The following is a 25,103-nucleotide window of genomic DNA, read 5'->3' as shown; positions in this document are numbered from 1 at the left end:
CGCGGTACGAACCAAAAGCCAACCAGCGATTCCTGACTGCCTGGGTCGGGCAGGAGAAGCCGGTTCTTGTGCGGCGCCGGGCCGGTTCTTGTGCGGCCCCGGGCCAATATTCCCTCGCGTATGGGCATCCTGATTCCCCTCGGCGGGAACAAAACAGACGGTCATCTTTCCATCGCCCAGCATTCGTTGTTGGCTGGGACTGAACGTAGTGCTCCCCGCACACCGCGACGGCTCCATTCGACGGCTTATCCCCAAGAGTTATCCACAGCGATATCCACACCGGTTTCCACAGGGTTATCCACCGGTCGAAAAGGACAATGATGGCGATCACAATCAGGCCAGAGGATGCGCCCGATCTCACAAAAAATCTCAGCTGAAAGGGACAGTGACCCGGGAGCCCTTCATCGCCGGCTTTCGTTAATTTGGCAGTGAAAACTGCAGCTAAATCCACCATTTGTCGGTGATTCCATCAGCTAGGGCCGTGCCGGCCCTATGGCACCTGGTGTTTCACGTGAAACACACCGCTAGGGGCAGCGGCCCTGGTTCTCGCCCACATCCAGCGGTGGCATTTTCCCGTAAACTCAGCGCCCATCCAGCCCTCGTTCGAGGACACCTATCCACAAAGTTATCCACAACGATATCCACTGACTCAGTCCAACACCGGACTTTAAATTCGGCCTCCACTCTTCCCTATGAGCCTGTATCCCGTGCCCCGACAATGGTGGCCGTCGAGTACATTTTCGCTGAAGAGATTCATGGGACAAAGCGCAGGCGAGGCCGTACGCCCACTTCACATTCTTCTGGCCATCAGGTGTACTTACCAAACACCACCAATTCGGCAATGCCGTGGACCAGATTGAAAGTGCCATCTGCATCAATGCCAACCGATTCGGCCCCGACAGATCGGCCCTGCCTCAGTTTCGCAGCGATGGTTCGGCCCGAGCAATGCCACCTCGCGGGATGTGTGGCGCCGCTTCATCCACGGCACTACTAGTTGCCTGCACCGATAAGCCACGTTTGTCCGGTGTCGGCCTGGCGCGGCCTCCAGGCTTCAACAATGACCTCCGCCGCTGGTCGCCGCCTCAAGACAGGGATGGCACGGGGTTGCTCATTACTCTGACAGAACCGCCGTCCCTGACAGACCAACGTGCCATCTCAGGCATAACTAGACCTGGTGCTGGGACCCGGAGCACCACGAGCCAGAACCGGAACCAAGCATTAGTGCATCTCACCGTCGCCCGCAGCTCGCCTCACTGTCGTAGCAGCAGCCTCAGTTGCCCAGGTCCAGGCCGCAAAGTCTGGGCACGCATCAGGGCATCAAGGGCCACTTGGTTCAATGGACGACCTCCAGCCAGCCTGAAGGGCCGGGGGAGGCCTATCCTGGCCCAGAACAACGAAGACGCCTCGTATTCAAATGTGACTTCCTCGTCAGCGGCCTATGTTGCGGGAAGTGCTTGCTGGGCACATCGCTACCCCGTCCTTAGTCCTAATTCCGCGCGCTCACGCACGCGGGTTACGTCCTCCGTGCGGCGACTCAATCGTCGAGTGGCGCTACATCGAGTGGCTCCGCACGCGTGGAGCCTCGTCCTTGACCAGGAACGAGCAAGTCTGCGGCACGCTCAAAGGACCTCGACAGAGGACCATGGAGCTTCCGACGGTGACCAACACCTCTACGGGCCGGGAGTTCATAGCCTTGCCTCTAGCGCTTTGGACAAACTGACTGGTGCTGAGACCCGGAGCACCACGAACCAGCACCGGATCCGGAACCAAGCATTTGCATCTCACCGTCGCCCGCAGCTGGCCTCACTGTCGCATAAGCCTCGGTTGCCCAGGTCCAGGCCGCAAAGTCTGGGCACACATCAGGGCAGCAAGGGCCACTTGGTTCAATGGAAGACCTCCAGCCAGTCTGAAGGGCCGGGGAGGCCTATCCCGGCCCAGAACAACGAAGACGCCTCGTACTCAAATGCGACTTCCTCGTCAGAGGCCTAGGGTGCGGGAAGTGCTTGCTGGGCACATCGATAGCCCGTCCTTAGTCCTAATTCCGCGCGCTCACGCACGCTGGTTCCGTCCTCCGTGCGGGGACTCAAACGTCGAGTGACGCTACATCGAGTGGCGCCGCACGCGTGGAGCCTAGTCCTTGACCAGGAACGAGGAAGCCTGTGGCACGCTCAAAGGGTCTCAACAGGGACCATGGAGCCTCCGACGGTGACCAACAACTCTACGGTCCGGGAGTTCCAAGCCTTGCCTCTAGCGCTTTGGACAACCTGTGTACGGCTGGAGTCTGGCGGAGCAGCGGAAACTGGCACCTGTCTGGTGCTCGTGTGTGTGTGTGTGTGGGGGACCAGCTAGTGTGTGGGGACCAGACTGCGCCGACTGAGAATGCCGGCCGTAACCGCTCACCCATAGTCTGAGACTGTAAGTTGCAATGGACCCCGTCACGTCATGACCACTTCGGCTCATGTTTCACGTGAAACCCATGCGCAAGGATCGGCGGCAGGCAATCCCGGCTAGTGCGCCTAACTGTCAGTTGCACTGTCTGCCGCCTTGGGGGGAGTATCACGGGGCTGACACCAAGATCTCAGACTTCGGTTCCTTTGTCAGTACTGCCCAAGATCGTGTGGTGAGACGACCACATTTGATGTTCAGCTATGCCCGTTCAATCCCGCCGTGCCCCACGCCTTCACGCTTGAACCTGCAACTGACTGGCCACTGGTAGGTACACCGTGCCCTCCCCGATGTTTCACGTGAAACTGCACCGCCGTAAGTGACCCAACCGGTCCGAAAGCGTCATGACGAGGGCGGCTGCGCAGAGACTACCCAGATCACACAAGACAGATCTAATGTAACCTTTCCACGGCTGTCGTCAGTGGATGCTGTCGCTGTATCGTGGGAGTCGAAAGCCAACCATCGCTCCAAGAACGAAAGCAGACAGGGGACTATCGCGAGCCCCTCCGGTGCCAACCGCTCGCTTCCCATGGACTGCGCACCTAGTGCTCGATGCTGGCCCGGAAACCTGCAGGTAGGCACACCTGGGACGGTTCCGCATGTCAACGCAGACACTTGGGCCTGCGACTCGTTCCTAGTCCCTTCTAGGTAGTTATCCCCGGACGCATGCCCCAAGATCCCAGGGTCATGTCGCCGGCAGGAGGCTGCTACAAGCCTCTCTGGCGGAGTTCCGGCCAACGGGCCCATCGGAATGGATTGTGAAATGCCGAAAAATCTCCACCAGGACCAGTGCCTGTGGTGTCTCAATGAATGACGACGCTTGGGGCTGGCTCCAGGGGAAACCATTCCAATGGGGATTTCACTGAGAATGAGGGGACAGCAAGCAAATAAGGGAGGGACTGTTTCACGTGAAACAGTCCCTCCCTTTGTCAGAAATCCGCAGCCGCTTGCTGCAGATTCCCCCAAGCGCTAGTTTTCGGCCCCTGGCGCCAGAACCTCCATAATGCGGTTCAGGTCTTCCACACTGGCAAATTCAATGCTCACACGTCCCTTGCGGACACCAAGGGAGATCTTCACGTTAGTATCCAACCGGTCCGACAAAGACGATGCCAGGTAATCCAGCCGCTCATGGCGGGCACCGGGGCGCGGAATGTTGTTCTTGGCCGGCTTCGTCGGATCCTGGTACAACGTCACAGCCTCTTCGGTTGCCCTTACGGACATACCTTCAGCCACAATCTTCTGCGCAAGACGCTCCATGGCGGCCGCATCGGGGAGGGCAAGCAGGGCGCGGGCATGGCCGGCCGAGAGAACGCTGGCCGCAACCCTTCGCTGGACCAGCGGAGGGAGCTTGAGCAAACGAAGCGTGTTTGACACCTGGGGACGTGAACGCCCAATCCGGTCTGCGAGCTGTTCGTGTGTGGTTCCGAAGTCCTCAAGCAGCTGCTGATAAGCGGCGGCCTCTTCCAAAGGGTTCAGCTGGCTCCGGTGCAGATTCTCCAGGAGTGCGTCTCTGAGTAGGTCGTCGTCCGTCGTATCCCGCACGATTGCAGGGATGGTTTCCATGCCCGCGGCCTGTACTGCCCGCCACCGACGCTCGCCCATGACCAGCTCATACGGTTCTCCACCCTCTTCGGTTGAAGTGCGAACCACAATTGGCTGGAGGACGCCGATTTCGCGGACAGAGTGAATCAGCTCCGCCATGTCGTCCTCATCGAAGACTGAGCGGGGCTGTTTACGGTTCGGGTGGATGTCGGAGACTGGAATCTCCGCAAAGCGAACCCCGGGTACCTCAACCAGGTCGACGCCGTTGTCCTCATTGCTGCTTAGTGCTTCAGCTTCAGGCGTCGCCGAGGAGGATGGCTCGACCGTCAGTTCAGCCGGCACCGACGCGCCGTCCGGTGACTCCGAAGTCGCCCGGGTTTTGACTGGGGCTTTCGCCGGAGCCTTCGTCCCTGCAGTCTTCTCCGTCGCCTTGGCAACAGCCTTCGCGGGCGAATCAATCTTGGATGCAGCCTGGTTCTTCGGCGCCGGAAGTTCGTTCGCCGGTGACTGCTTCTCCGGAGCTACAACGGAGTCTCCGGATCCAATCGGCGTCGTCTCGCCATTGTCCACGTCGACGGGCGAGGGATCGACTTTCTTGCGGCCTTCAGGAAAGAAGAGGTCCACGGGCCGCGACACAGATGTCCCATTGCCCGACCCGTTACCAGCGGCGGAACTTGGAATGAGTGCGCCAAGACCGCGGCCTAGGCCACGTCGCTTCTCGCTCATGGATAAATCCCTCCGATGGAAGAGTCAGGCATTGCCGGACTCCAGTTGTTGCAGTTTTTTGAAGATTCTAGCGCTCAGCGATTTCCGCTGCGGCTTCCAGGTAAGACAAGGCACCACTGGAGGAAGGATCGTACGTCATCACAGTCTGCTGGTAGCTCGGTGCTTCTGAAATCCGTACCGAGCGGGGAACCACAGCACCCAGGACCTGGTCAGGGAAGTGCTGACGGACCTCGGCCGCTACCTGGGCCGCAAGGTTTGTTCGGCCGTCGTACATCGTGAGGAGAATCGTGGAGACCACGAGATCCGCGTTCAAGTGCTTCTGGATCATTTCGATGTTCTTCAGCAACTGGCTCAGTCCCTCCAATGCGTAGTACTCACATTGGATGGGGATCAGGACTTCACCGGCAGCACAGAAGGCATTCACCGTGAGCAGACCTAGGCTCGGCGGGCAATCGATAAAGATATAGTCAAGACGCTCTTCGCCATTCTTGGCCCGGGTCTTGGCATAGACGTCGATGGCCCTGCGCAGACGCTGTTCACGGGCTACGAGGGAGACGAGCTCAATCTCGGCACCGGCCAGGTGAATGGTCGCAGGAGCACAGATCAGGTTGCTGATGTCGGGGCACGGCGCCACGACATCCGCCAAGGGGAAATCGTTAATCAGGACATCGTAAATACTGTCCACATCGGCATGGTGTTCGACGCCGAGTGCCGTGGAGGCGTTGCCCTGCGGGTCGATGTCGATGACCAGGACTTTCAGGCCGGCAGCGGCAAGGGCTGCGGCAATATTCACGGTGGTGGTGGTCTTACCCACCCCGCCCTTCTGGTTGGAGACGGTGAAAACGCGTGTCTTGTCCGGCTTGGGCAGTTCCCTGCCAATCAACCGCTCGCGGCGTTTTGTTTCGTGTGCGAGTTCCCGGGCAATGGGGCTGGAATCATCCATTGTGTCAAAGACGTTCACTTTGCCGCCAGACGTTGTTTCACGTGAAACAGAGCCAAAGGTTGCCACGTCTGCAACCGGGGTAGGGTGACTTTCCCCTCGCACCGGTGCGGAACCCATGCCAGCAATTGATCGTGCTGACCCCAAAGACACAAACGGGGGGATCCGTTGTGTGGAGGCTTCGCTACTGGTCACTGGGACACACTCACTCTCGTTCAGCTTTTGCTGCCGTTGTCTAGCCTAACCGCTTCGTCCTGCAGACCAAGGTTACCGGGCCTGGACTAAGCAATCTTTCGGGACTTATTTACGACGATGCGGACCACGGTGGTGGGTTCCTCCAGCAGGCTTTCGCCAACGGTGACCACTGACGTCTGGACGCCGCCAAGTTTGCGGATAACTTTCGCCGCCTTTTCGATTTCTTCGCCTGCGCTGCGGCCCTTAATGGCCACCACCTCACCCTTGCCCGCGAGCAGGGGGATGGTCAGGCCAGCCAGGTTGCTCAGCGCGGAGACCGCACGGGCAGTGACCACATCCGCGTCAACCATGCCCACCGCAAGTTCGGCGCGGGTCCGCATGATGGTGACGTTGGTCAGGCCCAGATCATCCACCACTTCCTGGAGCCAGATCACCCTGCGCTCCAACGGCTCGATCAGCGTGAGTTCCAGGTCAGGCCGCGCGATAGCGAGGCAAAGCCCCGGCAGCCCGGCCCCGCTTCCCACATCGGCAACGTGGCTGCCGTGCGCGATCTGGCTTTCGATGACGGCACAGTTGAGTACGTGCCTGCTCCACAACCGGGGTATTTCGCGGGGCCCGATCAGGCCGCGCTCCGTGCCGGACGTGGCCAAGTGCTCAACGTAGCGCTTGGCCAGATCCAGGCGGTCGCCGAAGATCTTCTCAGCCGCCAGCAGTTCAGCTGCCGTGATATCAACCATGGTCAACGGTTCAGCAATTCTCTAGTCAGCGGACACAACGATATGGCGGCCGGCGCCTTCGCCTTCGGACTCACTGACCAGGCCAAGGTCAGCAACGGCGTCGTGAACGATCTTTCGTTCGTAGGCACTCATCGGTTCAAGAGCCACGGCCTTGCCAGTCTCCTTCACTGTTGCTGCAGCATCCTCGGCAATTTTCTGGAGGTGGCCCGCACGCTGCTGACGGTAGCCATTGATGTCCAGCACCAGGCGCGAACGGTTCTCCGTCGCGGATAGCACAGAAAGCCTCGTCAGCTCCTGAAGGGCTTCAAGGACTTCGCCGTCTTCGCCTACCAGGCTGTCGAGGCCATCGGTCTCTTCCTCGGCAACGATGGAAATGTAGGTGCGTCCGTTGCGGACCTCGATGTCAATGTCACCATCGATGTCCGCGATGTCCAGGAGCTCCTCCAGGTAGTCGGCAGCAACGTCGCCTTCCTCTTCGAGGCGGCTTGCGGCAGTTCCTTTGGGGTTGGCGTCGGCGTCCGTTGAGGCTTCGTCCTGGTCGTCAATGACCTCGTCGGAAAGGGCGTGTTCGGTGCTTTCGGCTGACATTACTTCTTCTTCCTGTTCTTACGCTGGGGCTGGACGCGCTGTCCCTTTTGCTCGATGACCGCAGCGGCGGCAGCTGCCTCTGCTTCGGCGTCGGCCTTTTTCCCGCCCAGAATGGGCAGTGCGGGCAGGCCCTTGGCGGCCCTGCGCTCGGCGAGTGCCTTGGCGGCGGGGGATCCCGGCGTCGGCATGCGGCGGATGACGAAGAACTGCTGCGCCATGGTCCAGAGGTTGGTGGTGGTCCAGTAGATGAGGACACCGATGGGGAAGTTGATGCCGCCCACACCGAACACGACCGGCAGGATGTAGAGCATCATCTTCTGCTGCCGCATGAACGGGCTGGCCATGGCCTCTTCAGACATGTTCTTGGCCATGATCTGCTTCTGGGTGATGAACTGCGAGGCCGTCATGGCCAGAATCATGACAATGGAGAGGATCCAGACGGCGGTCTGGTTGCCTGCTCCGCCGTGCAGCAAGGACGCCGAAAGCGTTGCCCCGAAGATGCTGGAATCGTCGAACTGCACCACTTGCTCGTGGCTCATTGCACCAATGCCGGCACCCTTGGTCCGGGCCGCGGTGATACCGGACAGAACCTGGAAGAGGGCGAAGAAGAACGGCATCTGGATCAGCATGGGCAAGCAGGCTGAGAACGGGTTGGTTCCATGCTTCTTGTACATGGCCATCTGTTCCTGCGCCATGGCCTGGCGGGACAGCTGGTCGGTCTTGCCCTTGTACTTGTCCTGCAATTTCTTCAGGTCCGGCTGCAGGAGCTGCATGCCGCGCTGCGCCTTGATCTGCTTGACGAACACCGGGATCAGCGCCGCCCGGATCACCAGCACCAGGCCGATGATGGACAGTGTCCAGGTCCAGCCGGACGCCTCCGGCAGGCCGATGGAGCTCAGGCCCTCATGAAATCCCACCATGATGATGGACACAAGCCACTTGAACGGAAACATGATTGTTTCAAAGAAGTCCATACGATATCCCTATTCGTCAGGCCGCAAGGCGGCCTTCTCCATCAGTCTGAGCAGCCAGGTACTTGTCCGGGTTGTTCAGCACAACAATTGCGGGGGTCCGGTCATCGGCCCAGTGGCGGTGGCCGGCGGGGACATGGTCCACGCCGCCGGCGTTCCACGGATGGCAGCGCGCCAAACGGCGGGCGGCGAGCCAACTGCCTTTCACTGCCCCATGGACAGTGATCGCCTCAAGAGCGTAAGCAGAGCAGGAAGGAAAAAATCGGCAGACCTGGCCATACAAGGGGGAAATCACCTTGCGGTAGGCCATCAGCAGCAGAATAAGAATATTTTTGGGCAGGTTCCAGAGGAACGTGCCCACAGCGGCAACACCAGGATGAAGGTAGCGGACGACGGCGGCAGTCACGTTACGCACGCGGTGTCCCTTCCTGTGTTGTACCGGTTGAACCGTTTACAGCAGCCCGCGGAAGGCGGCTGCCCAACCGGTTCATGGTCGATTCCAGTGCGGCGTTGTAGTCCGCCAGCAGTTGATCCCAGCTGGCGGTTGCCGACGCAGGCAGGGCCCGGACCACTATGGCGAACCCGGTACCGTACTCGCGCAGCGAGGCAGCACCGGCTTCCCTCAGTCTCCTCTTAACGAGGTTCCTGACCACAGCGTTCCCGACACCTTTGGAAACGATGAACCCGATCCGGCTGGGTTCGTCGGCAGCAATAGCTGCCGCATATAACACTACGTTCCGGCGTCCATTGCGGACACCGGAACGTACAGTTGTGGAAAAATCGGTTGCAGTCCTCAAACGGTTACGGGTGGCCAGCACCTTAAACTCGCAAAGAAACAGTAAACCGACGAGTCAGAATCTAGGCCGACAGTTCGGTGCGGCCCTTGCCACGACGGGCTGCCAGGATGGCACGGCCGGCACGGGTACGCATACGAAGGCGGAAGCCGTGCTTCTTGGCTCGACGGCGGTTATTCGGCTGAAAAGTCCGCTTGCTCACGTTAGTTACTCCAGTGGATCAAAGGTGCGCCCACCCGATCATAAAAGGGGAAGAACTGGCCGACGCTAAGTTTTGTATATGTACGCTTCCCCCGACTGCTCGAACGCGGTGCGTCTGAGAGATTCAGATGAGGCAAAAAAGCGGACACAAAGGACTTCACAACGTTAGGGCAAAATACGCCCCAGAGTCAAACCGGGAGGGGTTCAGGTCCCCACCCGTGGCTGTGGTTAACCTGGCCCCACAGCCTGTGGATGAAGTGGCTCACAGGGGCCGTTTTGGAACCACACCAGTGTAATTATCCACAAGCTACTTCCCAGCTATCTTCTGGCCTTTTGATCCCCTAGAGTGGCTCAGTAGCCGATTATCCACGGACTGTGCATAACCCTGTGGATGAAGCTGGACCAGCATCCTGGTTCCGGACTTGGGGCTGCACGTAATGCAGGCACGCAAGTTTTGAGGAACTGATTTATGACAGTAGACGAAGCCAACCACGCCAATACTGTCGGAAGTTCCTGGCGGCGCGTGGTGAGCCTCCTCGAGCAGGACGACCGCGTTTCGCCGCGGCAGCGGGGCTTTGTCATCCTGGCCCAGGCCCAGGGCCTGATCGGTTCCACCCTCCTGGTTGCCGTTCCCAATGAGCTGACCCGCGAAGTCCTCCAGACCCAGGTCAAGGATGCCCTCGATGATGCCTTGCACAACGTTTTCTCCGAGGACATCCGCTGCGCGATCGATGTGGACACCGATCTGGTGCCCATCCACGTCGAGCCGGAACCCGTCGTCGAGCCTTCCTATTCCGCGGACCAGCTGATCGAGCAGAAGCCGCAGCCCATGCTCCCCAGCACGTCCCACGAATTCGGCCGGCTGAATCCCAAGTATGTTTTCGATACGTTCGTGATCGGCTCGTCCAACCGGTTCGCCCACGCGGCCGCCGTGGCCGTGGCCGAAGCACCCGCCAAGGCTTACAACCCGCTGTTCATCTACGGTGATTCGGGGCTTGGCAAAACCCACCTGCTGCACGCGATCGGCCACTATGCCCGGCGCCTGTACAGCGGGATCCGGGTCCGCTACGTGAATTCCGAGGAGTTCACCAACGACTTCATCAACTCCATCCGGGACGACGAAGGCGCCAGCTTCAAGACCACGTACCGCAACGTGGACGTGCTCCTGATTGATGACATCCAGTTCCTGGCCGGCAAGGACCGGACACTGGAGGAGTTCTTCCACACCTTCAACTCGCTGCACAACAACAACAAGCAGGTGGTCATCACCTCAGACCAGCCGCCCAAGCTGCTGGCAGGCTTCGAGGACCGGATGAAGTCCCGCTTCGAGTGGGGCCTCCTCACCGACATCCAGCCGCCCGAGCTGGAGACACGTATTGCCATTTTGCGGAAAAAGGCGCTCAGCGAAGGTCTCTCCGCCCCGGACGATGCCCTCGAATACATTGCGTCCAAGATCTCCAGCAACATCCGGGAACTTGAAGGCGCGCTGATCCGCGTGACGGCATTCGCCAGCCTGAACCGGCAGCCGGTGGACGTTGCCTTGGCTGAGATGGTCCTCAAAGACCTCATCACCGACGACGGCGCCCAGGAAATCACGTCGAGCCAGATCCTGATCCAGACGGCTGATTACTTCAAGCTCACTATGGAAGAACTGTGCAGCAAGTCCCGGACCCGGACCCTGGTCACCGCCCGTCAGATCGCCATGTACCTCTGCCGTGAACTGACAGACATGTCGCTGCCGAAGATCGGCCAGGAGCTCGGCGGCCGTGACCACACCACGGTGATCCACGCTGACCGCAAAATCCGGGAGCTGATGGCTGAGCGGCGTGTGATCTACAACCAGGTCACTGAACTCACGAACCGCATCAAGCAGCAGCAGCGCGACTCCTGACGCGTCGCCTCTATACCTTATTAACAGGTGCATGTGGATAACCCTGTGGATAGTTAAGGGGACAACCGCGCTTAATGGGCTTAAAACCCTTAAGCCGCCTGTGGATCAGCAAAATCCCCAAAATAGTTATCCCCATCCACAGCCTGTTTAAAACTCACTCGCCCACAATCGATGAACAGGGCTTAACCGCTGGATCCTGCGGCCGGATCGAGTTATCCACAGTTTCCACAGCAGTTATTAACACTACTAATCCCAATTAATTGATTTCCCTCAAACAACAATCTCGATCCGCACTCCGAACCGGCAGGGGCCCAACGGCCCCAGGCCCCCAGGCGGCCTTGCCGGGGATGGGTTAATCAGCGGTCTTCCGGCTAAGCTGTCAGCAGCGCTCCCATCCTTGGGTTTCTTTGTGGTTCAGCAATCGAAGAACCATGCAGGTCCCTTCGTTGGGGCGCGACTACTTTTGGGCTCCCGGTGGGAGTTTTCGGTTTCAGACATGGCAGCAGCAATGAAAGGCGGCACCCTTCCGTGAAGTTCAGAGTCGAACGGGACGTCCTGGCAGAAGCCGTCACCTGGACAGCCCGGTCGTTGTCTCCGCGGCCGCCGGTTCCAGTGCTTTCCGGCCTGCTCCTGAAGGCTGAAGCCGGCACGGTGAGCCTCTCGAGTTTTGATTACGAGACATCTGCACGGCTGGAAATCCCTGCGGACATCCGCACGGAAGGCACCATCCTGGTTTCCGGCCGCCTTCTCGCTGACATCTGCCGCAGCCTTCCCTCCGCGCCGGTGGACGTGGAGACTGATGGCAACAAAGTCACCCTCACCTGCCGCCGCAGCAGCTTCCATCTGGCCACTATGCCCGAGGCTGAATACCCGCCCCTGCCGGCATTGCCCACCATCAGTGGCACCGTCCCGGGTGACGCGTTCGCCCAGGCCGTGTCCCAGGTGATTATTGCGGCCAGCAAGGATGACACCCTGCCCATCCTCACCGGTGTCCGCATGGAGATCGAGGATGATCTCATCACGCTCCTGGCAACGGACCGCTACCGTCTGGCCATGCGGGAAGTCCCGTGGAAACCGGCCACCCCGGGGATTTCCACCAGCGCGCTGGTCAAGGCAAAAACTCTCAACGAAGTAGCCAAGACCCTCGGCAACAGTGGCGACATCAATTTGGCCCTGGCTGATGACGACAGCCGCCTGATCGGCTTCGAGAGCGGCGGCCGCACCACCACCTCGCTGCTGGTGGACGGCGACTACCCCAAGATCCGTTCGCTGTTCCCGGACTCCACCCCCATCCACGCGACGGTGCAGACCCAGGAGCTGGTCGAGGCCGTCCGCCGCGTGTCCCTCGTGGCCGAACGCAACACCCCGGTGCGGCTCGCCTTCACCCAGGGACTGCTGCACCTGGACGCCGGCACCGGCGAAGATGCCCAGGCCTCCGAAGAGCTCGAAGCCCAGCTGTCCGGTGACGACATCACCGTGGCCTTCAACCCGCACTACCTGGTGGAGGGCCTGGCCGTCATTGAGACGAAGTACGTGAGGTTCTCCTTCACCACAGCGCCGAAACCCGCCATGATCACGGCCCAGGCAGACGCCGACGGTGAGGACCAGGACGACTACCGTTACTTGGTCATGCCCGTCCGCCTCCCCAACTAGTCCCCACCGCCACCCTCGCCTCGCAAGCTCGGCCAGGGAACCCTGGCGGCGTGGGCCCAGTCAGTTGTTGTCGTTCTGGGCCCCAAAACGACAGCCAACCCCGCGCAGAAAAGAGACTCACGTGCATATCGGACTGATCGGCCTTGGCAAAATGGGTTTCAACATGCGCGAACGGCTGCGCAAGGGCGGCATCGAGGTCACCGGCTTTGACCGCAACCCCGATGTCACCGACGTCGGCTCCGTGGATGAGCTCATCGCGGCGGTTCCCGCACCGCGCCTGATCTGGGTCATGGTCCCGTCGGGCGAGATCACCGATGCCGTCATCACCGAGCTGGGAAACAAGCTCGACGCCGGCGATTTGGTGATCGACGGCGGCAATTCCCGATTCACCGAAGACCAGAAGCACGGTGCGGCGCTGGCCGAAAAGGGAATCCAGTTCGCGGACTGCGGTGTCTCCGGCGGTGTATGGGGTCTCCAGAACGGCTATGGCCTGATGGCCGGCGGCGACGCCGCCGACATCGAGCGTGCACTGCCGGTGTTCGATGTCCTCCGCCCGGAAGGCGAACGGGCCGACAGCTTCGTCCATGTGGGCGGCGTCGGTGCGGGGCACTACGCCAAGATGGTCCACAACGGAATCGAATACGGCCTGATGCAGGCCTACGCCGAAGGCTACGAACTGTTGGCCGCCAAGGACATTGTTACTGATCTGCCGGGAACATTCCGCGCCTGGCAGAAGGGCACCGTGGTCCGGTCCTGGTTGCTGGATCTGATGGTTAAGGCCCTGGACGAAGATCCGGGCCTGGCCTCCATCGATGACTACGTCGAGGATTCGGGCGAGGGACGCTGGACTGTTGAAGAGGCCATCGCCAACGCTGTGCCGGCTCCGGCCATCACGGCTGCACTCTTCGCGCGCTTTTCGTCCCGGGAAGATAACTCGCCCGCCATGAAGATGGTCTCCGCCCTGCGCCACCAGTTCGGCGGGCATGCCACCCGCCCAGCCAAATAGCGTCCACCCCGGATCCCGAGGGGATCCGAGAATTCTGAAGACCGAGTGTACCTAGAACACCTTTCGCTGACCGACTTCCGCAGCTACGCCCAGGTTGACCTTCCGCTCGAACCCGGCGTCACCGTGCTGGTGGGTTCCAACGGAATCGGCAAAACCAACCTCATGGAGGCCATCGGTTATCTGGCCACGCTCAGTTCGCACAGGGTCAGCTCCGACGGTCCGCTGCTGCGGTTCGGTACGGACCGCGCGCTGGTGCGGGCCCGGGTGGTCCGCGGTGGGCAGACCACGGTACTGGAACTTGAGATCAATGCCAGCCGGGCCAATCGCGGCCGGATCAACCGGAGCAATCCGGTCCGGGCAAGGGATCTCTTGGGAATCTGCCAGACGGTGCTTTTCGCTCCCGAGGACCTGGCGCTGGTCAAGGGCGATCCATCCAACCGCCGCCGGTTCCTCGACGAACTCCTGGTAAGCCTCATTCCACGGCACTCTGCCACGCGCACGGACTACGACCGGGTCCTAAAGCAGCGCAATGCGCTCCTCAAGTCCGCCCGGGCCGGAAAATTCACTGCAGGCCATGAGGCCACCCTCGATGTGTGGGACCAGCATATGGCCCGGGCCGGCGCTGAGCTGCTGCACGCCAGGTTGGAACTGGTGGAACGGTTGCGCCCGCATCTGGCCAAGGCCTATGCCCAGCTCACGGACGGTTCCAAAGAAGCTGGCGCAATTTACCGTTCCACGTTGCAGAACCTGATGGACGACGACGGCGGGGCGGCACCGGGTGCCGGCAGTGGTTCCGCGGTGGCCGGGCCAGCTGTGTCCGGCGCTGCAGGGTCCGGCTCTGTCGGAACCGAGGATCTACGGTTCCTCACCGTCGAAGAGCTCACCGAACGCTATGTCCAGGCGTTCGCGGCGTCACGCCGCAAGGAACTGGAGCGCGGCATCTCACTGGTGGGACCGCACCGGGACGAGCTGGAACTGGTGCTCGGTGAAGCGCCCGCCAAGGGGTATGCCTCGCACGGCGAAACATGGTCCATGTGCCTGTCGCTGCGACTTGCCTCCTATTACGTGATGCTGGACGACGCCCGCACCGGCGGGTCCGCGCCGATCCTCATCCTCGACGACGTTTTTGCCGAGCTGGATGTCCACCGGCGGCGTAAACTGGCGGCAATAGTCTCCGGCGCGGAGCAGGTCCTGGTGACCGCCGCCGTCGACGCCGATATCCCGGACGAGCTCTCCGGCCGGCGGGTGAAGGTTATCCCGGGAGGAATCGATGAATAAGGATGACATGGGCGGGCTGCAGCCCGGCCGCGATCCTGACAACATCGATGCCCCTCAGGCGGCACTGAACAGAATGCGTGAGGCCGCCGCAGCGCGCGGCGAAATCCGCCGCAAGGCACCTCCACCCGGGGGGGCCGCGAAATCGAAGCGCGGCATCAACGACACCCGGGGCTTCAAGCAGTTTCATTCGACTGGCAGGGATCCGCTGGGACTCGGCAAAGTGGTGGGCCGCCTCGTGGCCGAGCGCGGCTGGACCTCGCCGGTGGCAGTGGGTTCCGTCATGGCGGAGTGGGCCACCCTGGTGGGTCCGGAAATCTCGGCGCACTGCACACCCGAGAGTTTCACGGACACCACCCTGCATGTCCGCTGCGATTCGACAGCCTGGGCCACGCAGCTGCGGCTTCTGAGCATCAGCCTGCTGGAGAAATTCCGCACCGAACTGGGTGATGGCGTGGTCACCAGCATTCAGGTGCTCGGACCGTCGGCACCCAGCTGGCGCAAGGGCGGCCGCACGGTGAACGGCCGCGGCCCGCGGGATACGTACGGCTAGCCGCCGTCGTCGGCTCTTGAATATTGGTCCGGCGGCGTGTAGGGCGGTCTATCGCCCTTGGGGCGTATAGGCACCCGGAGACGGCACCGCGAGGGCGCCCTAGGTGGGATCAACGGCCTCGCACAGGCATGTCCGGGCTCCGCCTCGGGCCCTGGAATGCGGGTTTGCGGCCCATTTCACGGTAGAATCACAGCAGATAACTGGGCGTCGGTGAAACGTTGACTGAGTCCGTTTTCCGCACGCTCTCTTTCAAGCGGACTTCGGTTCTTCAGATCGGCCTACTCGTCGGCGCCATCAGCTTGTGCCTGTTGGCGGCTGCTTTCCCATGGGAAGGGCACCGCCGGCCATCATCGAAAAAGAGGAGTCGACAGCACCTGTGGCTAACGACAATACAGATACCCAGGCAGTGGAACGCGCAGCGGAGGATGTCCCGACCCCCGATACTCCGGTGGAGGCCGCGACACCGCGGGAATACGGCGCAAGCGATATTACTGTACTAGAAGGCCTCGAAGCTGTCCGGAAACGTCCGGGCATGTACATCGGATCCACCGGACCGCGCGGCCTGCACCACCTGGTCTATGAAGTGGTGGATAACTCCGTCGATGAGGCACTGGCCGGGTACTGCACGCACATCGAAATCGTCCTGCGGGCCGACGGCGGCGTGAAGGTGGTTGACGACGGCCGTGGAATCCCGGTGGACATGCACCCCACCGAGCACAAGCCCACCGTCGAGGTGGTGATGACCATCCTGCACGCCGGCGGCAAGTTCGGCGGCGGCGGTTACGCAGTTTCAGGCGGCCTCCACGGCGTGGGCATCTCTGTGGTGAACGCACTTTCCAGCCGGGTGGACACCGAGGTCCGCCGCCAGGGCAACGTCTGGCGGATGTCCTTCGCCGACGGCGGCAAGCCCCAGGGCGGCCTGGTCAAGGGTGAGGAAACCACCGAAACCGGCACCACCCAGACGTTCTACCCCGACGCTGACATCTTCGAATCCACGTATTTTGATTTCGAGACCCTCCGGGCACGCTTCCAGCAGATGGCCTTCCTGAACAAGGGCCTGCGCATCACCCTCACGGACGAGCGCCCGGTTGCAGCGAAGTCCGACTCCGACGACGACCTCGATCTTGACGGCGTGGTCACTGAGGGTGAAGTCACCGCCGATCACCGGACCGTGGTGTATCAGTACGACGACGGTCTCCTGGACTACGTGAAGCACTTGAACTCGGGCAAGAAGGTTGATGTTGTCCACGAGGACGTCATCGCCTTTGAAACCGAGGACAAGGACCGCAAAATCGCTCTGGAAATGGCGATGCAGTGGACCAGCGCATACTCCGAAAGCGTCCACACGTATGCCAACACCATCAACACCCACGAAGGCGGCACGCACGAAGAGGGTTTCCGTGCCGCGATGACATCGCTCATCAACCGCTACGCGCGGGAGAAGAGCATCATCAAGGAAAAGGACGACAACCTCACCGGTGACGACATCCGTGAAGGACTGACGGCCGTCATCTCGGTCAAGCTGGCCGAGCCCCAGTTCGAAGGCCAGACCAAGACCAAGCTCGGCAACTCCGAGGTGAAGGGCTTTGTCCAGCGCGTTGTCACCGACGGCCTGGGCGACTGGCTGGAACGCAACCCCGGCCCGGCCCGCGATGTGATCCGCAAAGCCATCTCGGCGGCCCAGGCCCGCATGGCGGCCCGCAAGGCCCGCGACAACGCCCGCCGCAAGAGCCCGCTGGAGTCCTTCGGGATGCCGGGCAAACTGTCCGACTGCTCGTCCAAGGATCCTGCCCGCTGTGAGGTGTACATCGTGGAGGGCGACTCCGCAGGTGGTTCAGCAAAGCGCGGCCGCAACCCCGAAACCCAGGCCATCCTGCCGCTCCGCGGCAAGATCCTGAACGTTGAGCGGGCCCGGCTGGACAAGGCCCTGGGTAACGCCGAGGTCCAGTCCATGATCACGGCATTCGGCACCGGCATCGGCGAGGACTTCGACCTCAGCAAGCTCCGGTACCACAAGATCGTCCTGATGGCGGATGCTGACGTTGACGGCCAGCACATCACCACCCTGCTGATGACGCTCCTGTTCCGCTACATGCGGCCGCTCATCGAAAACGGCTACGTCTACCTGGCGCAGCCCCCGCTGTACCGGATCAAGTGGTCCAACGCCCCGCACGACTACGTCTTCAGCGACAAGCAGCGCGATGCCAAGCTCCTTTCCGGCCAGGCCGCCGGCCGCCGGATCCCCAAGGACAACGGCATCCAGCGCTACAAGGGCCTGGGCGAAATGGACTACACCGAACTGTGGGACACCACCATGGACCCGGACAACAGGACGCTCCTGCAGGTCACCATGGACGATGCCCTCGCCGCGGACCAGACATTCTCCACCCTGATGGGCGAAGACGTGGAGTCCCGCCGAAACTTCATCCAGCAGAACGCCAAGGACGTCAGGTTCCTGGATATCTAGCCGGTTTACCGACTGATATTCCACAACCGACATATACCTGAAACGGAAAATATAAACGATGAGTGACGAGACACCAGAGAACCCGGCGGATTCCGCCGATCTTCCGGAAACCGTACTTGAAGGCGATGTGCTGATCGACCGTGTTGAGCAGGTGGACCTGCAGACCGAAATGCAGCGGTCCTACCTGGATTACGCCATGGCCGTCATTGTGGGCCGCGCCCTCCCCGACGTCCGTGACGGCCTCAAGCCCGTGCACCGCCGCGTGCTGTACGCGATGTTCGACGGCGGCTACCGTCCGGACCGTTCGTTCAATAAGTGCGCCCGTGTGGTGGGCGAAGTCATGGGCCAATACCACCCCCACGGCGACACCGCGATCTACGATGCCTTGGTCCGCCTCATCCAGGACTGGACCATGCGCTACCCGCTGGCCCTGGGCCAGGGCAACTTCGGTTCGCCCGGCAACGACGGTGCCGCCGCGCCCCGGTACACCGAAACGAAGATGGCCCAGCTCGCCATGGAGATGGTCCGGGACATCGACGAGGAAACCGTCGATTTCCAGGACAACTACGACGGCAAGAACCAGGAACCCACCATCCTGCCGGCGCGTTTCCCGAACCTGCTGGTCAATGGCTCCTCAGGCATCGCCGTCGGCATGGCCACCAACATTCCGCCGCACAACCTCCGCGAAGTAGCCGACGGCGTCCAGTGGTACCTGGCCAACCCGACCGCCACCCGTGAGGAGCTGCTGGAAGAGCTGTTGCTGCGCGTCAAGGGACCTGACTTCCCCACAGGCGCAACCATCCTGGGCCACAAGGGCATCGAGGACGCGTACCGGACCGGCCGCGGTTCCGTCACCATGCGCGCCGTGGTCAACGTGGAGGAACTCCAGGGCCGCACGTGCCTCGTGGTCACCGAGCTGCCGTACCAGGCCAACCCGGACAACCTGGCCATCAAGATCGCCGAACTGGTCAAGGACGGCAAGATCTCCGGCATCGCGGACCTCCGTGATGAAACCTCGGGCCGTACCGGTCAGCGCCTGGTTATTGTGCTCAAGCGCGACGCCGTGGCCAAGGTGGTGCTGAACAACCTCTACAAGCACACCGAACTGCAGAGCAACTTCTCCGCCAACATGCTGGCAATCGTGGACGGGGTTCCGCGCACGCTGAGCCTGGATGCGTTCATCCGCCACTGGGTCACGCACCAGATGGATGTCATTGCACGCCGGACCCGGTACCGCCTGCGCAAGGCGGAGGAAGAGGCGCACATCCTGCGCGCCCTCCTGAAGGCCCTGGACATGCTGGATGAAGTGATTGCGCTGATCCGGGCGTCCAACACCACTGAAGCAGCGCGCGACGGATTGATGCAGCTGCTCGACATTGATGAGCTGCAGGCCCGGGCCATCCTGGATATGCAGCTGCGCCGCCTGGCCGCCCTGGAGCGCCAGAAGATCCAGGACCGGCACGCGGAACTCGAGGCCCTGATCACCGAGTACAACTCGATCCTGGCTTCCGAGGCGCGCCAGCGCGAGATCATCAGCACCGAGCTTGGCGAGATCGTGGCCAAGCACGGCGATGACCGCCGCACGAAGATCCTGATGGGCTTCGATGGCGACATGTCCATGGAGGACCTGATCCCCGAAGAGGAAATGGTTGTCACAATCACCCGCGGCGGCTACGTCAAGCGCACCCGCAGCGACAACTACCGCTCGCAGCAGCGCGGCGGCAAGGGCATCAAGGGTGCCCAGCTGCGCGGCGACGACGTGGTGGAGCACTTCTTTGTGACCACCACCCACCACTGGCTCCTCTTCTTCACCAACCTGGGCCGTGTCTACCGCGCCAAGGCATACGAACTGGTGGAAGCCGGCCGGGACGCCAAGGGACAGCACGTCGCGAACCTGATGGCCTTCCAGCCGGACGAGCACATCGCCCAGGTCCTGGACCTCAAGGACTACCAGCAGGCCCCTTACCTGGTGCTGGCCACCAAGCGCGGCCTGGTCAAGAAGACCCGCCTCGAGGACTATGACACCAACCGGTCCGCCGGTGTCATTGCGATCAACCTGCGTGACGGGGACGAACTGGTTTCGGCGCAGCTGGTTTCAGAAACGGACGACCTCATGCTTGTCTCACGCATGGGCCAGTCCATCCGCTTCACGGCCACCGATGATGCCCTGCGACCCATGGGCCGGGCCACCTCCGGCGTGACGGGGATGAAGTTCCGCGAGGACGACGAACTCTTGGCCGCCGACGTCGTCACGGACGGTTCATTTGTCTTCGTCGTCACCGAGGGCGGCTACGCCAAGCGGACCGCGGTGGAGGAATACCGCCTGCAGGGCCGTGGCGGCCTCGGCATCAAGGTGGGCAAGTACCAGGAGGAACGCGGACACCTTGTCGGTGCGCTGATTGTCCAGGAAGAAGATGAGGTCCTGGTGGTCATGGAGGGCGGCAAAGTTGTCCGTTCATCCGTGGCCGGGGTGCCGGCCAAGGGCCGCGACACCATGGGTGTCATCTTCGCAAAACCGGACAAAAACGACCGCATCATCGAAGTCGCCCGCAACAGCGAACGTGGTCTCGAGGGCGAAGAATCCCTGGAGGATGACGTAACGTTGGCTGAAGACGCCGGGTCCTCCGAGGGATCCGCAGGGTCAGTATCAACACCAGAAACATCACCGGCTGTTGAGTCAGAGGACGCCTCCGGCGACGCTGAGCCGAACGAAGACTACACCGGAGGTAACGAGTGAGTAATCCCGACTCATATCCCAAGCCGAGCAGCACTGTCCCCGGCGGAACACCGCCGCCCGCGGCCGCACCCCGGGTGAACGCTCCTGTCCGGCCGCAGCAGCGGCCTGCGGCTCCCACCGGCGCTCCGGGCCAGCGTCCTGCTGTTCCCGGCCAGCGCCCTGCACAAGGCCAGCGCCCTGCGCAGGGCCAGCCGGGGCAGCGGCCGGTACAGGGACAAGCGGGCCAGCGCCCGGCTGCTGCAGGCCAGCGGCCTGGACCGGCCCAGTCCGGCCTAGTTAAGCCAGCGCCCAAGGCCAAGGTCAGGCGTGCCCGGCTGCTGGTCAGCAAGGTGGATCCCTGGTCCGTCCTGAAGATGGCCTTCCTGCTCTCCGTGGCGTTGGGAATCGTCACCGTGGTGGCGGCCATCGTCCTGTGGACGGTCCTGGACCTCACCGGAATCTTTGACCAGGTGGACAGCCTCCTGGGCACCCTCGCAGGTTCCGAGGGCGCCGGCTTCGAACTCAAGAAGGTCGCGTCCCTGGGCCAGGTGGCGTCCTTTGCCACCATCATCGCCGTAGTGAACGTTGTCCTGCTGACGGCCCTGTCCATGTTGTCTGCCGTGCTGTACAACATCTCGGCCACCCTCGTGGGCGGCATCGGCGTCACCCTCACGGACGACTGAAATCCCATAATTTCACCGGAATTTCTCCGGCGAAATGCCTCGATTTGAGATCGGGCCGGGATGTGATGTAAAGTCATGTCTCGGCCCGATGAGGCATCGGGGCGTATAGCTCAGGCGGTTAGAGCGCTTCGCTGATAACGAAGAGGTCCCAGGTTCAAGTCCTGGTACGCCCACGGAACCTGTGCAGGTTTCATGGAAGGTTTGGTTTGCTTAGCGGCAGGCAGAGCCGGAACGGGGTGCATGTGAAGAAGTTGCTGGTACTCGCAGCTGCGATCGCAGGCGTCCTGCTCTACAGGAAAGCACAGGAATCCGAAGCCCGGAAAACAGTCTGGAGCCAGTCGACCGATCAGGTCGAATAGGCCGGAACCCCGGAGCGGAAGCTGTCTAAAGGCTTCACGGTTCTAGGGTATGATTGACGGGTTGCTTCTTATGGGGGCATGGCGCAATTGGTAGCGCACCTGCTTTGCAAGCAGGGGGTTCGGGGTTCGAGTCCCCGTGCCTCCACCATAAGAGAGTCCCGGACAGCTGAAACGTTGTCCGGGACTCTGTCGTTAAGGCTGCGCAGTGTTAACGCCTGACAGTAGGGTTAAACAGTGAACCTCCTTTTCGCAGCCCTTGGGGTGCTGGGTGTGGCCTCCTCCGGGCCGCTGATCGCCGCCACCCTGGGTGCCACCACCGTCAGTGCCCTGGCCATCGCCTTCTGGCGCAACGCGATCGCTGCTGCCGTGATGGCCACGCCAACGCTGGTCCGCGAACCCCGGCACTTCGGCCGCGTCACCGGCCCCGAGTTCCGCTGGTCCCTGCTGGCCGCCGTCGCACTGGCCCTGCACTTCGCCTGCTTTATCACTTCCCTTCAGCTCACGTCCGTGGCTGCCGCCACCGCCCTGGTCTGCCTGCAGTCGGCATGGATCGCCGTCTTCCAACTCTTCCGCGGGACCAGGCACCGCTGGCAGGTGCTGGCAGGGCTGGGCATCGCCTTCGGCGGGGTTGTCACCATCACGGGGTTCGATATGGGTTCCTCGCCTGACGCCTTGCTGGGCGACGTTCTGGCCGTGGCAGGAGGGGCGTTGGCCGGCCTCTACACCCTGGCCGGAGGCAGGGCCCGCCAGACAATGACCACGGGGACCTACACAACACTCTGCTACGGCATGTGCGCCGCGCTGGTGGCGGTGCTGGCGGTCTTCAGCGGCCAGCCGCTGGTAGGGTTCGACGCCGTTGGCTGGCTGGGGATCCTGGCCATCACCGTGTGTGCCCAACTGATCGGCCACACCGCCTTCAATCACCTGCTGGCCACCATGAGCCCACTGCTGGTGTCGATGATTATCCTGCTGGAGATACCAGGCGCGGCACTTCTGGCGGCAGTGTTCCTGGAGGAGACGCTCCCTGCGGGCACCTACGCCGGGTTGGGACTTATCCTTGCGGGCCTGGCAGTTGTGGTGATGGGTCAGGCGTCCGGGCTCAGCCGCGAGCGGCGTGCTGCGTCAGCGGCCGGCACACAAACAGGGGAACCGCCGTCGGACCGGCTCGCCGAACTCGGAACTGACTGACGCCCGCCGCCGGAGGCAGGAAGGCGGCTACTGCCCGCCGCGGCGGACAGGCTGGGCGGTATTGACCGTGTGGATCGCGCGCAGGAGCTTGGCCGGGAAGTAGACCGAGAAGAACACCACCATGGGAGCCTTGAGGGCCATCTTCTTGACGTTATGCGCCTTGTACGTGCGGTCGAAGCGGGTCACGTAGTAGCGGTAGTCGCGCGGGGAGTCTTCGAGCCGGCGGGCGGACATGCCGGAGACCATTTGGGGCCAGTACTGGACCTTGAGTTCGTGGTCGGCGAGATGCAGGGAGAGGTCAATGTCCTCATGCATCTCGTCCTTCTCATCACGGCACGTTTCGGCCCGGATCGTTTCCCAGGCGGTGGCACGAAGGGCCATGTTGGAGCCGAACAGGAAATGGTACTGGTGCTTGGCGAGCTTCAGCATCAGTTGGCGCATTTTGTCGTCGGCTTTGAGGCCGAAGCGGCGCATGGGCATGTCGTAATAGACCACCGGGCCGGTCGCTGCCTGCACAGATCGGTCCTGGAATGCTTTCTGGACCTGCTCCACCCAGTCCGGCTCCACCACAGAGTCGGCGTCGATGCGGCCCAGAATGTCGCCGGTGGCGTGGTTGAGGCCGAAATTGCGGGTGGGAATCAGGCCCTGGTCCTGGTGCTGGCTGAGCAGGATGATGGGGCTCTCCGGATACTCCAGCTGCATCTGCGCCACGATGGCGGCGGTGCGGTCCGTGGAGAGGTTGTCCACCACGATGATTTCGTGGGCCGGTACCGACTGGTAGACGGCAGCGATGAGGCACTGCCGGATAACACTTTCCTCGTTGTACGCCGGGATGACAATGGACACGCTGGGCAGCTGTGCTGCGTCGTTCAAGGCATCCCCAGAGGATTGATCGGCTGACATCAGTCCAAATTTAGCACCGATCGTGGTGCGGCCCACGTGCGACCGGACGGATGCCGGACAAACTCTGGGAAAACACTGAAGGGGCCCCGCACCATGCGGAACCCCTTCAGTGGACGGCGCGACTGCGCCGTAATAATCAGATGGTGTTCTTGTCTGCGGAACCGTTCATGGTGGACGCAATGTTCTTTATTGCCGTTTTGGCGTCAGTGGAAGCCGTAGCCTCCGCGTCAGCTGACTCGTCGGCCAGGTGCTTGGCCTTATCGGCAGCCTCGTCCGCGGTGTCCTTGGCGTCCTCGGCAACATCCCCTCCCTTGTCAGCAACGGCGGCCGATGCCGAGGCCGTGGCAGCTGCAGCCTTGCTTGCGGCGTCCTCTGCAGTGTCCTTCGCGTCGTTCACCGTGGTGGCAGGAACCGGGGCCGGGGTGGGCGTGACCGGAGACGGCGTCTTCCAGGGATCCTCCACGGGCTTGGACGCTTTCCAGGCCGCAACGCCCGCCGCGACAGCGGCGGCGATGATGCCAAACACCAGCCAGCCGCGCTTCTTGGGCTTCTGGGGCTCCGCGATCTGGATGCCCACGGCCTTACCCGCTTCATGCGCGGCGGCCCGGAGCTGGGTGCCGGCCGTCTGTGCCTGCTCCTGGAGGGAGTGCACCACACCGGAGTCGGTGAGCCGCTTTGCCACGGCGTCCACATGCGTAGGAGCACTTTCCAGCGTGCGGTGTACAGCCTCGGAGGCGTGGCCGATCTGGTCGGAGAGGCGCGGCAGGTATTCCACCACAACGCGGTCCCGGGCATTCAGGATGACGGGAGTGGCCCTGTCCACGGCCTCGTGCAGGCGCGGGGTGGTGCCCTCAACGGCGTCATGGATTTTCGGGGCGAGGTGCGCGAGGCCGTCCTGGATGCGCGGCGTCACTGTTGCAACGCCGTCGGCCAGGTTGTGGGCTGCTGTCTTGAGCCCTTCCTGGATCCTGGGAGATGCGGTGTCCAGGCTGTGCTGCAGGCGGGGAACTGCCCAATCCACTGCTGCTTCCACGCGGGGGGATGCCCAGTCCTTTGCATACTCAACTGCGTTGTTGACTGACTGTTCAAGGTCACGGGCAATACGATCCGATTTCTTCACAACTACCTCCCGATTAATGTGACGGTTCTGTTGTTAGCCTACGTGGATTGACCTGCACCGGCTATTCTTCCAGCGGATTTGCGGCTGATTTCACCCAGCGCGGAACTCCCGGTCCAGCCGCTTTCCGCGTTGACCCGCCGTGAAAGAATG

General features: G+C 62.0%; 20 protein-coding genes and 2 tRNA genes. 12 read left to right on the top strand and 10 right to left on the bottom strand.

Annotated features, from left to right (window positions below):
• Window positions 1-3,414: 3,414 nt before the first annotated feature.
• The 8 genes from J2808_RS16890 to rpmH all read right to left on the bottom strand — a co-directional run bounded on the left by J2808_RS16890 (window position 3,415) and on the right by rpmH (window position 9,140).
• Window positions 3,415-4,713, bottom strand: a complete 1,299-nt coding sequence (locus tag J2808_RS16890) for a ParB/RepB/Spo0J family partition protein (protein WP_309818921.1) — start codon at window positions 4,711-4,713, stop codon at window positions 3,415-3,417.
• 67 nt (window positions 4,714-4,780) lie between these two features.
• Window positions 4,781-5,848 (bottom strand): ParA family protein, encoded by a 1,068-nt coding sequence (locus J2808_RS16885; protein WP_309818919.1) that lies wholly within the window; start codon window positions 5,846-5,848, stop codon window positions 4,781-4,783.
• An 86-nt stretch (window positions 5,849-5,934) separates the two neighbouring features.
• A complete protein-coding gene (gene rsmG / locus J2808_RS16880) occupies window positions 5,935-6,585 on the bottom strand; it encodes a 16S rRNA (guanine(527)-N(7))-methyltransferase RsmG (protein ID WP_309818916.1) in 651 nt (216 codons plus the stop codon).
• Between the two features lie 21 nt (window positions 6,586-6,606).
• Window positions 6,607-7,173: a Jag family protein gene (locus J2808_RS16875; protein ID WP_309818913.1), complete on the bottom strand. Its 567-nt coding sequence runs from the start codon at window positions 7,171-7,173 to the stop codon at window positions 6,607-6,609.
• Window positions 7,173-8,147: a membrane protein insertase YidC gene (gene yidC / locus J2808_RS16870; RefSeq protein ID WP_309818911.1), complete on the bottom strand. Its 975-nt coding sequence runs from the start codon at window positions 8,145-8,147 to the stop codon at window positions 7,173-7,175. The genes J2808_RS16875 and yidC overlap by 1 nt, the downstream gene beginning before the upstream one ends.
• A 16-nt stretch (window positions 8,148-8,163) precedes the next feature.
• On the bottom strand, window positions 8,164-8,559 hold the full coding sequence (gene yidD, locus J2808_RS16865; RefSeq protein ID WP_309818910.1) for a membrane protein insertion efficiency factor YidD: 396 nt from the start codon (window positions 8,557-8,559) through the stop codon (window positions 8,164-8,166).
• A complete protein-coding gene (gene rnpA, locus J2808_RS16860; protein WP_309818908.1) occupies window positions 8,552-8,962 on the bottom strand; it encodes a ribonuclease P protein component in 411 nt (136 codons plus the stop codon). Before rnpA ends, yidD begins: the two co-directional genes overlap by 8 nt.
• Before the next feature lie 40 nt (window positions 8,963-9,002).
• Window positions 9,003-9,140, bottom strand: a complete 138-nt coding sequence (gene rpmH, locus J2808_RS16855) for a 50S ribosomal protein L34 (protein WP_003800212.1) — start codon at window positions 9,138-9,140, stop codon at window positions 9,003-9,005.
• A gap of 468 nt (window positions 9,141-9,608) precedes the next feature.
• On the opposite strand from rpmH, the gene dnaA reads away from it, so the two are divergent.
• The 12 genes from dnaA to J2808_RS16795 all read left to right on the top strand — a co-directional run bounded on the left by dnaA (window position 9,609) and on the right by J2808_RS16795 (window position 22,930).
• On the top strand, window positions 9,609-11,030 hold the full coding sequence (gene dnaA, locus J2808_RS16850) for a chromosomal replication initiator protein DnaA (protein WP_309818887.1): 1,422 nt from the start codon (window positions 9,609-9,611) through the stop codon (window positions 11,028-11,030).
• 528 nt (window positions 11,031-11,558) lie between these two features.
• A complete protein-coding gene (dnaN, locus tag J2808_RS16845; RefSeq protein ID WP_309818885.1) occupies window positions 11,559-12,683 on the top strand; it encodes a DNA polymerase III subunit beta in 1,125 nt (374 codons plus the stop codon).
• Window positions 12,684-12,804: 121 nt separating this feature from the next.
• Window positions 12,805-13,689 (top strand): phosphogluconate dehydrogenase (NAD(+)-dependent, decarboxylating), encoded by an 885-nt coding sequence (gene gnd / locus J2808_RS16840; RefSeq protein ID WP_309818883.1) that lies wholly within the window; start codon window positions 12,805-12,807, stop codon window positions 13,687-13,689.
• A 45-nt stretch (window positions 13,690-13,734) separates the two neighbouring features.
• The gene (gene recF / locus J2808_RS16835) at window positions 13,735-14,967 is read left to right on the top strand and encodes a DNA replication/repair protein RecF (RefSeq protein ID WP_309818881.1); all 1,233 of its coding nucleotides are present in this window, start codon (window positions 13,735-13,737) and stop codon (window positions 14,965-14,967) included.
• On the top strand, window positions 14,960-15,517 hold the full coding sequence (locus J2808_RS16830; protein WP_309818878.1) for a DciA family protein: 558 nt from the start codon (window positions 14,960-14,962) through the stop codon (window positions 15,515-15,517). Before recF ends, J2808_RS16830 begins: the two co-directional genes overlap by 8 nt.
• A gap of 376 nt (window positions 15,518-15,893) precedes the next feature.
• A complete protein-coding gene (gene gyrB, locus J2808_RS16825) occupies window positions 15,894-17,984 on the top strand; it encodes a DNA topoisomerase (ATP-hydrolyzing) subunit B (RefSeq protein WP_309818875.1) in 2,091 nt (696 codons plus the stop codon).
• A 58-nt stretch (window positions 17,985-18,042) separates the two neighbouring features.
• Window positions 18,043-20,721, top strand: a complete 2,679-nt coding sequence (gene gyrA, locus J2808_RS16820) for a DNA gyrase subunit A (protein ID WP_309818873.1) — start codon at window positions 18,043-18,045, stop codon at window positions 20,719-20,721.
• Window positions 20,718-21,383, top strand: coding sequence for a DUF3566 domain-containing protein (locus J2808_RS16815; RefSeq protein WP_309818871.1), 666 nt, complete (start codon window positions 20,718-20,720; stop codon window positions 21,381-21,383). The genes gyrA and J2808_RS16815 overlap by 4 nt, the downstream gene beginning before the upstream one ends.
• A gap of 99 nt (window positions 21,384-21,482) precedes the next feature.
• Window positions 21,483-21,556 (top strand) — tRNA-Ile (locus J2808_RS16810).
• Between the two features lie 63 nt (window positions 21,557-21,619).
• Window positions 21,620-21,742: a DLW-39 family protein gene (locus J2808_RS16805; protein ID WP_309819349.1), complete on the top strand. Its 123-nt coding sequence runs from the start codon at window positions 21,620-21,622 to the stop codon at window positions 21,740-21,742.
• A gap of 72 nt (window positions 21,743-21,814) precedes the next feature.
• A tRNA-Ala gene (locus tag J2808_RS16800) sits at window positions 21,815-21,890 on the top strand.
• Between the two features lie 86 nt (window positions 21,891-21,976).
• Window positions 21,977-22,930 carry a DMT family transporter gene (locus tag J2808_RS16795; RefSeq protein ID WP_309818869.1) on the top strand — a complete coding sequence of 318 codons (954 nt, stop codon included), beginning with the start codon at window positions 21,977-21,979 and terminating at the stop codon, window positions 22,928-22,930.
• A gap of 27 nt (window positions 22,931-22,957) precedes the next feature.
• On the opposite strand, the gene J2808_RS16790 is transcribed toward J2808_RS16795, so the two are convergent.
• Together J2808_RS16790 and J2808_RS16785 are read right to left on the bottom strand one after the other, a co-directional pair.
• Window positions 22,958-23,833 carry a glycosyltransferase family 2 protein gene (locus J2808_RS16790; protein WP_309818867.1) on the bottom strand — a complete coding sequence of 292 codons (876 nt, stop codon included), beginning with the start codon at window positions 23,831-23,833 and terminating at the stop codon, window positions 22,958-22,960.
• 136 nt (window positions 23,834-23,969) lie between these two features.
• On the bottom strand, window positions 23,970-24,953 hold the full coding sequence (locus J2808_RS16785; RefSeq protein WP_309818866.1) for a hypothetical protein: 984 nt from the start codon (window positions 24,951-24,953) through the stop codon (window positions 23,970-23,972).
• Window positions 24,954-25,103: the final 150 nt, after the last annotated feature.

This window comes from Pseudarthrobacter sulfonivorans (assembly GCF_031454915.1).
Lineage (GTDB): Bacteria > Actinomycetota > Actinomycetes > Actinomycetales > Micrococcaceae > Arthrobacter > Arthrobacter sulfonivorans_C.
Note: the sequence above shows the minus strand (reverse complement) of the source record. Positions and strands in the feature narration are given on the sequence as shown.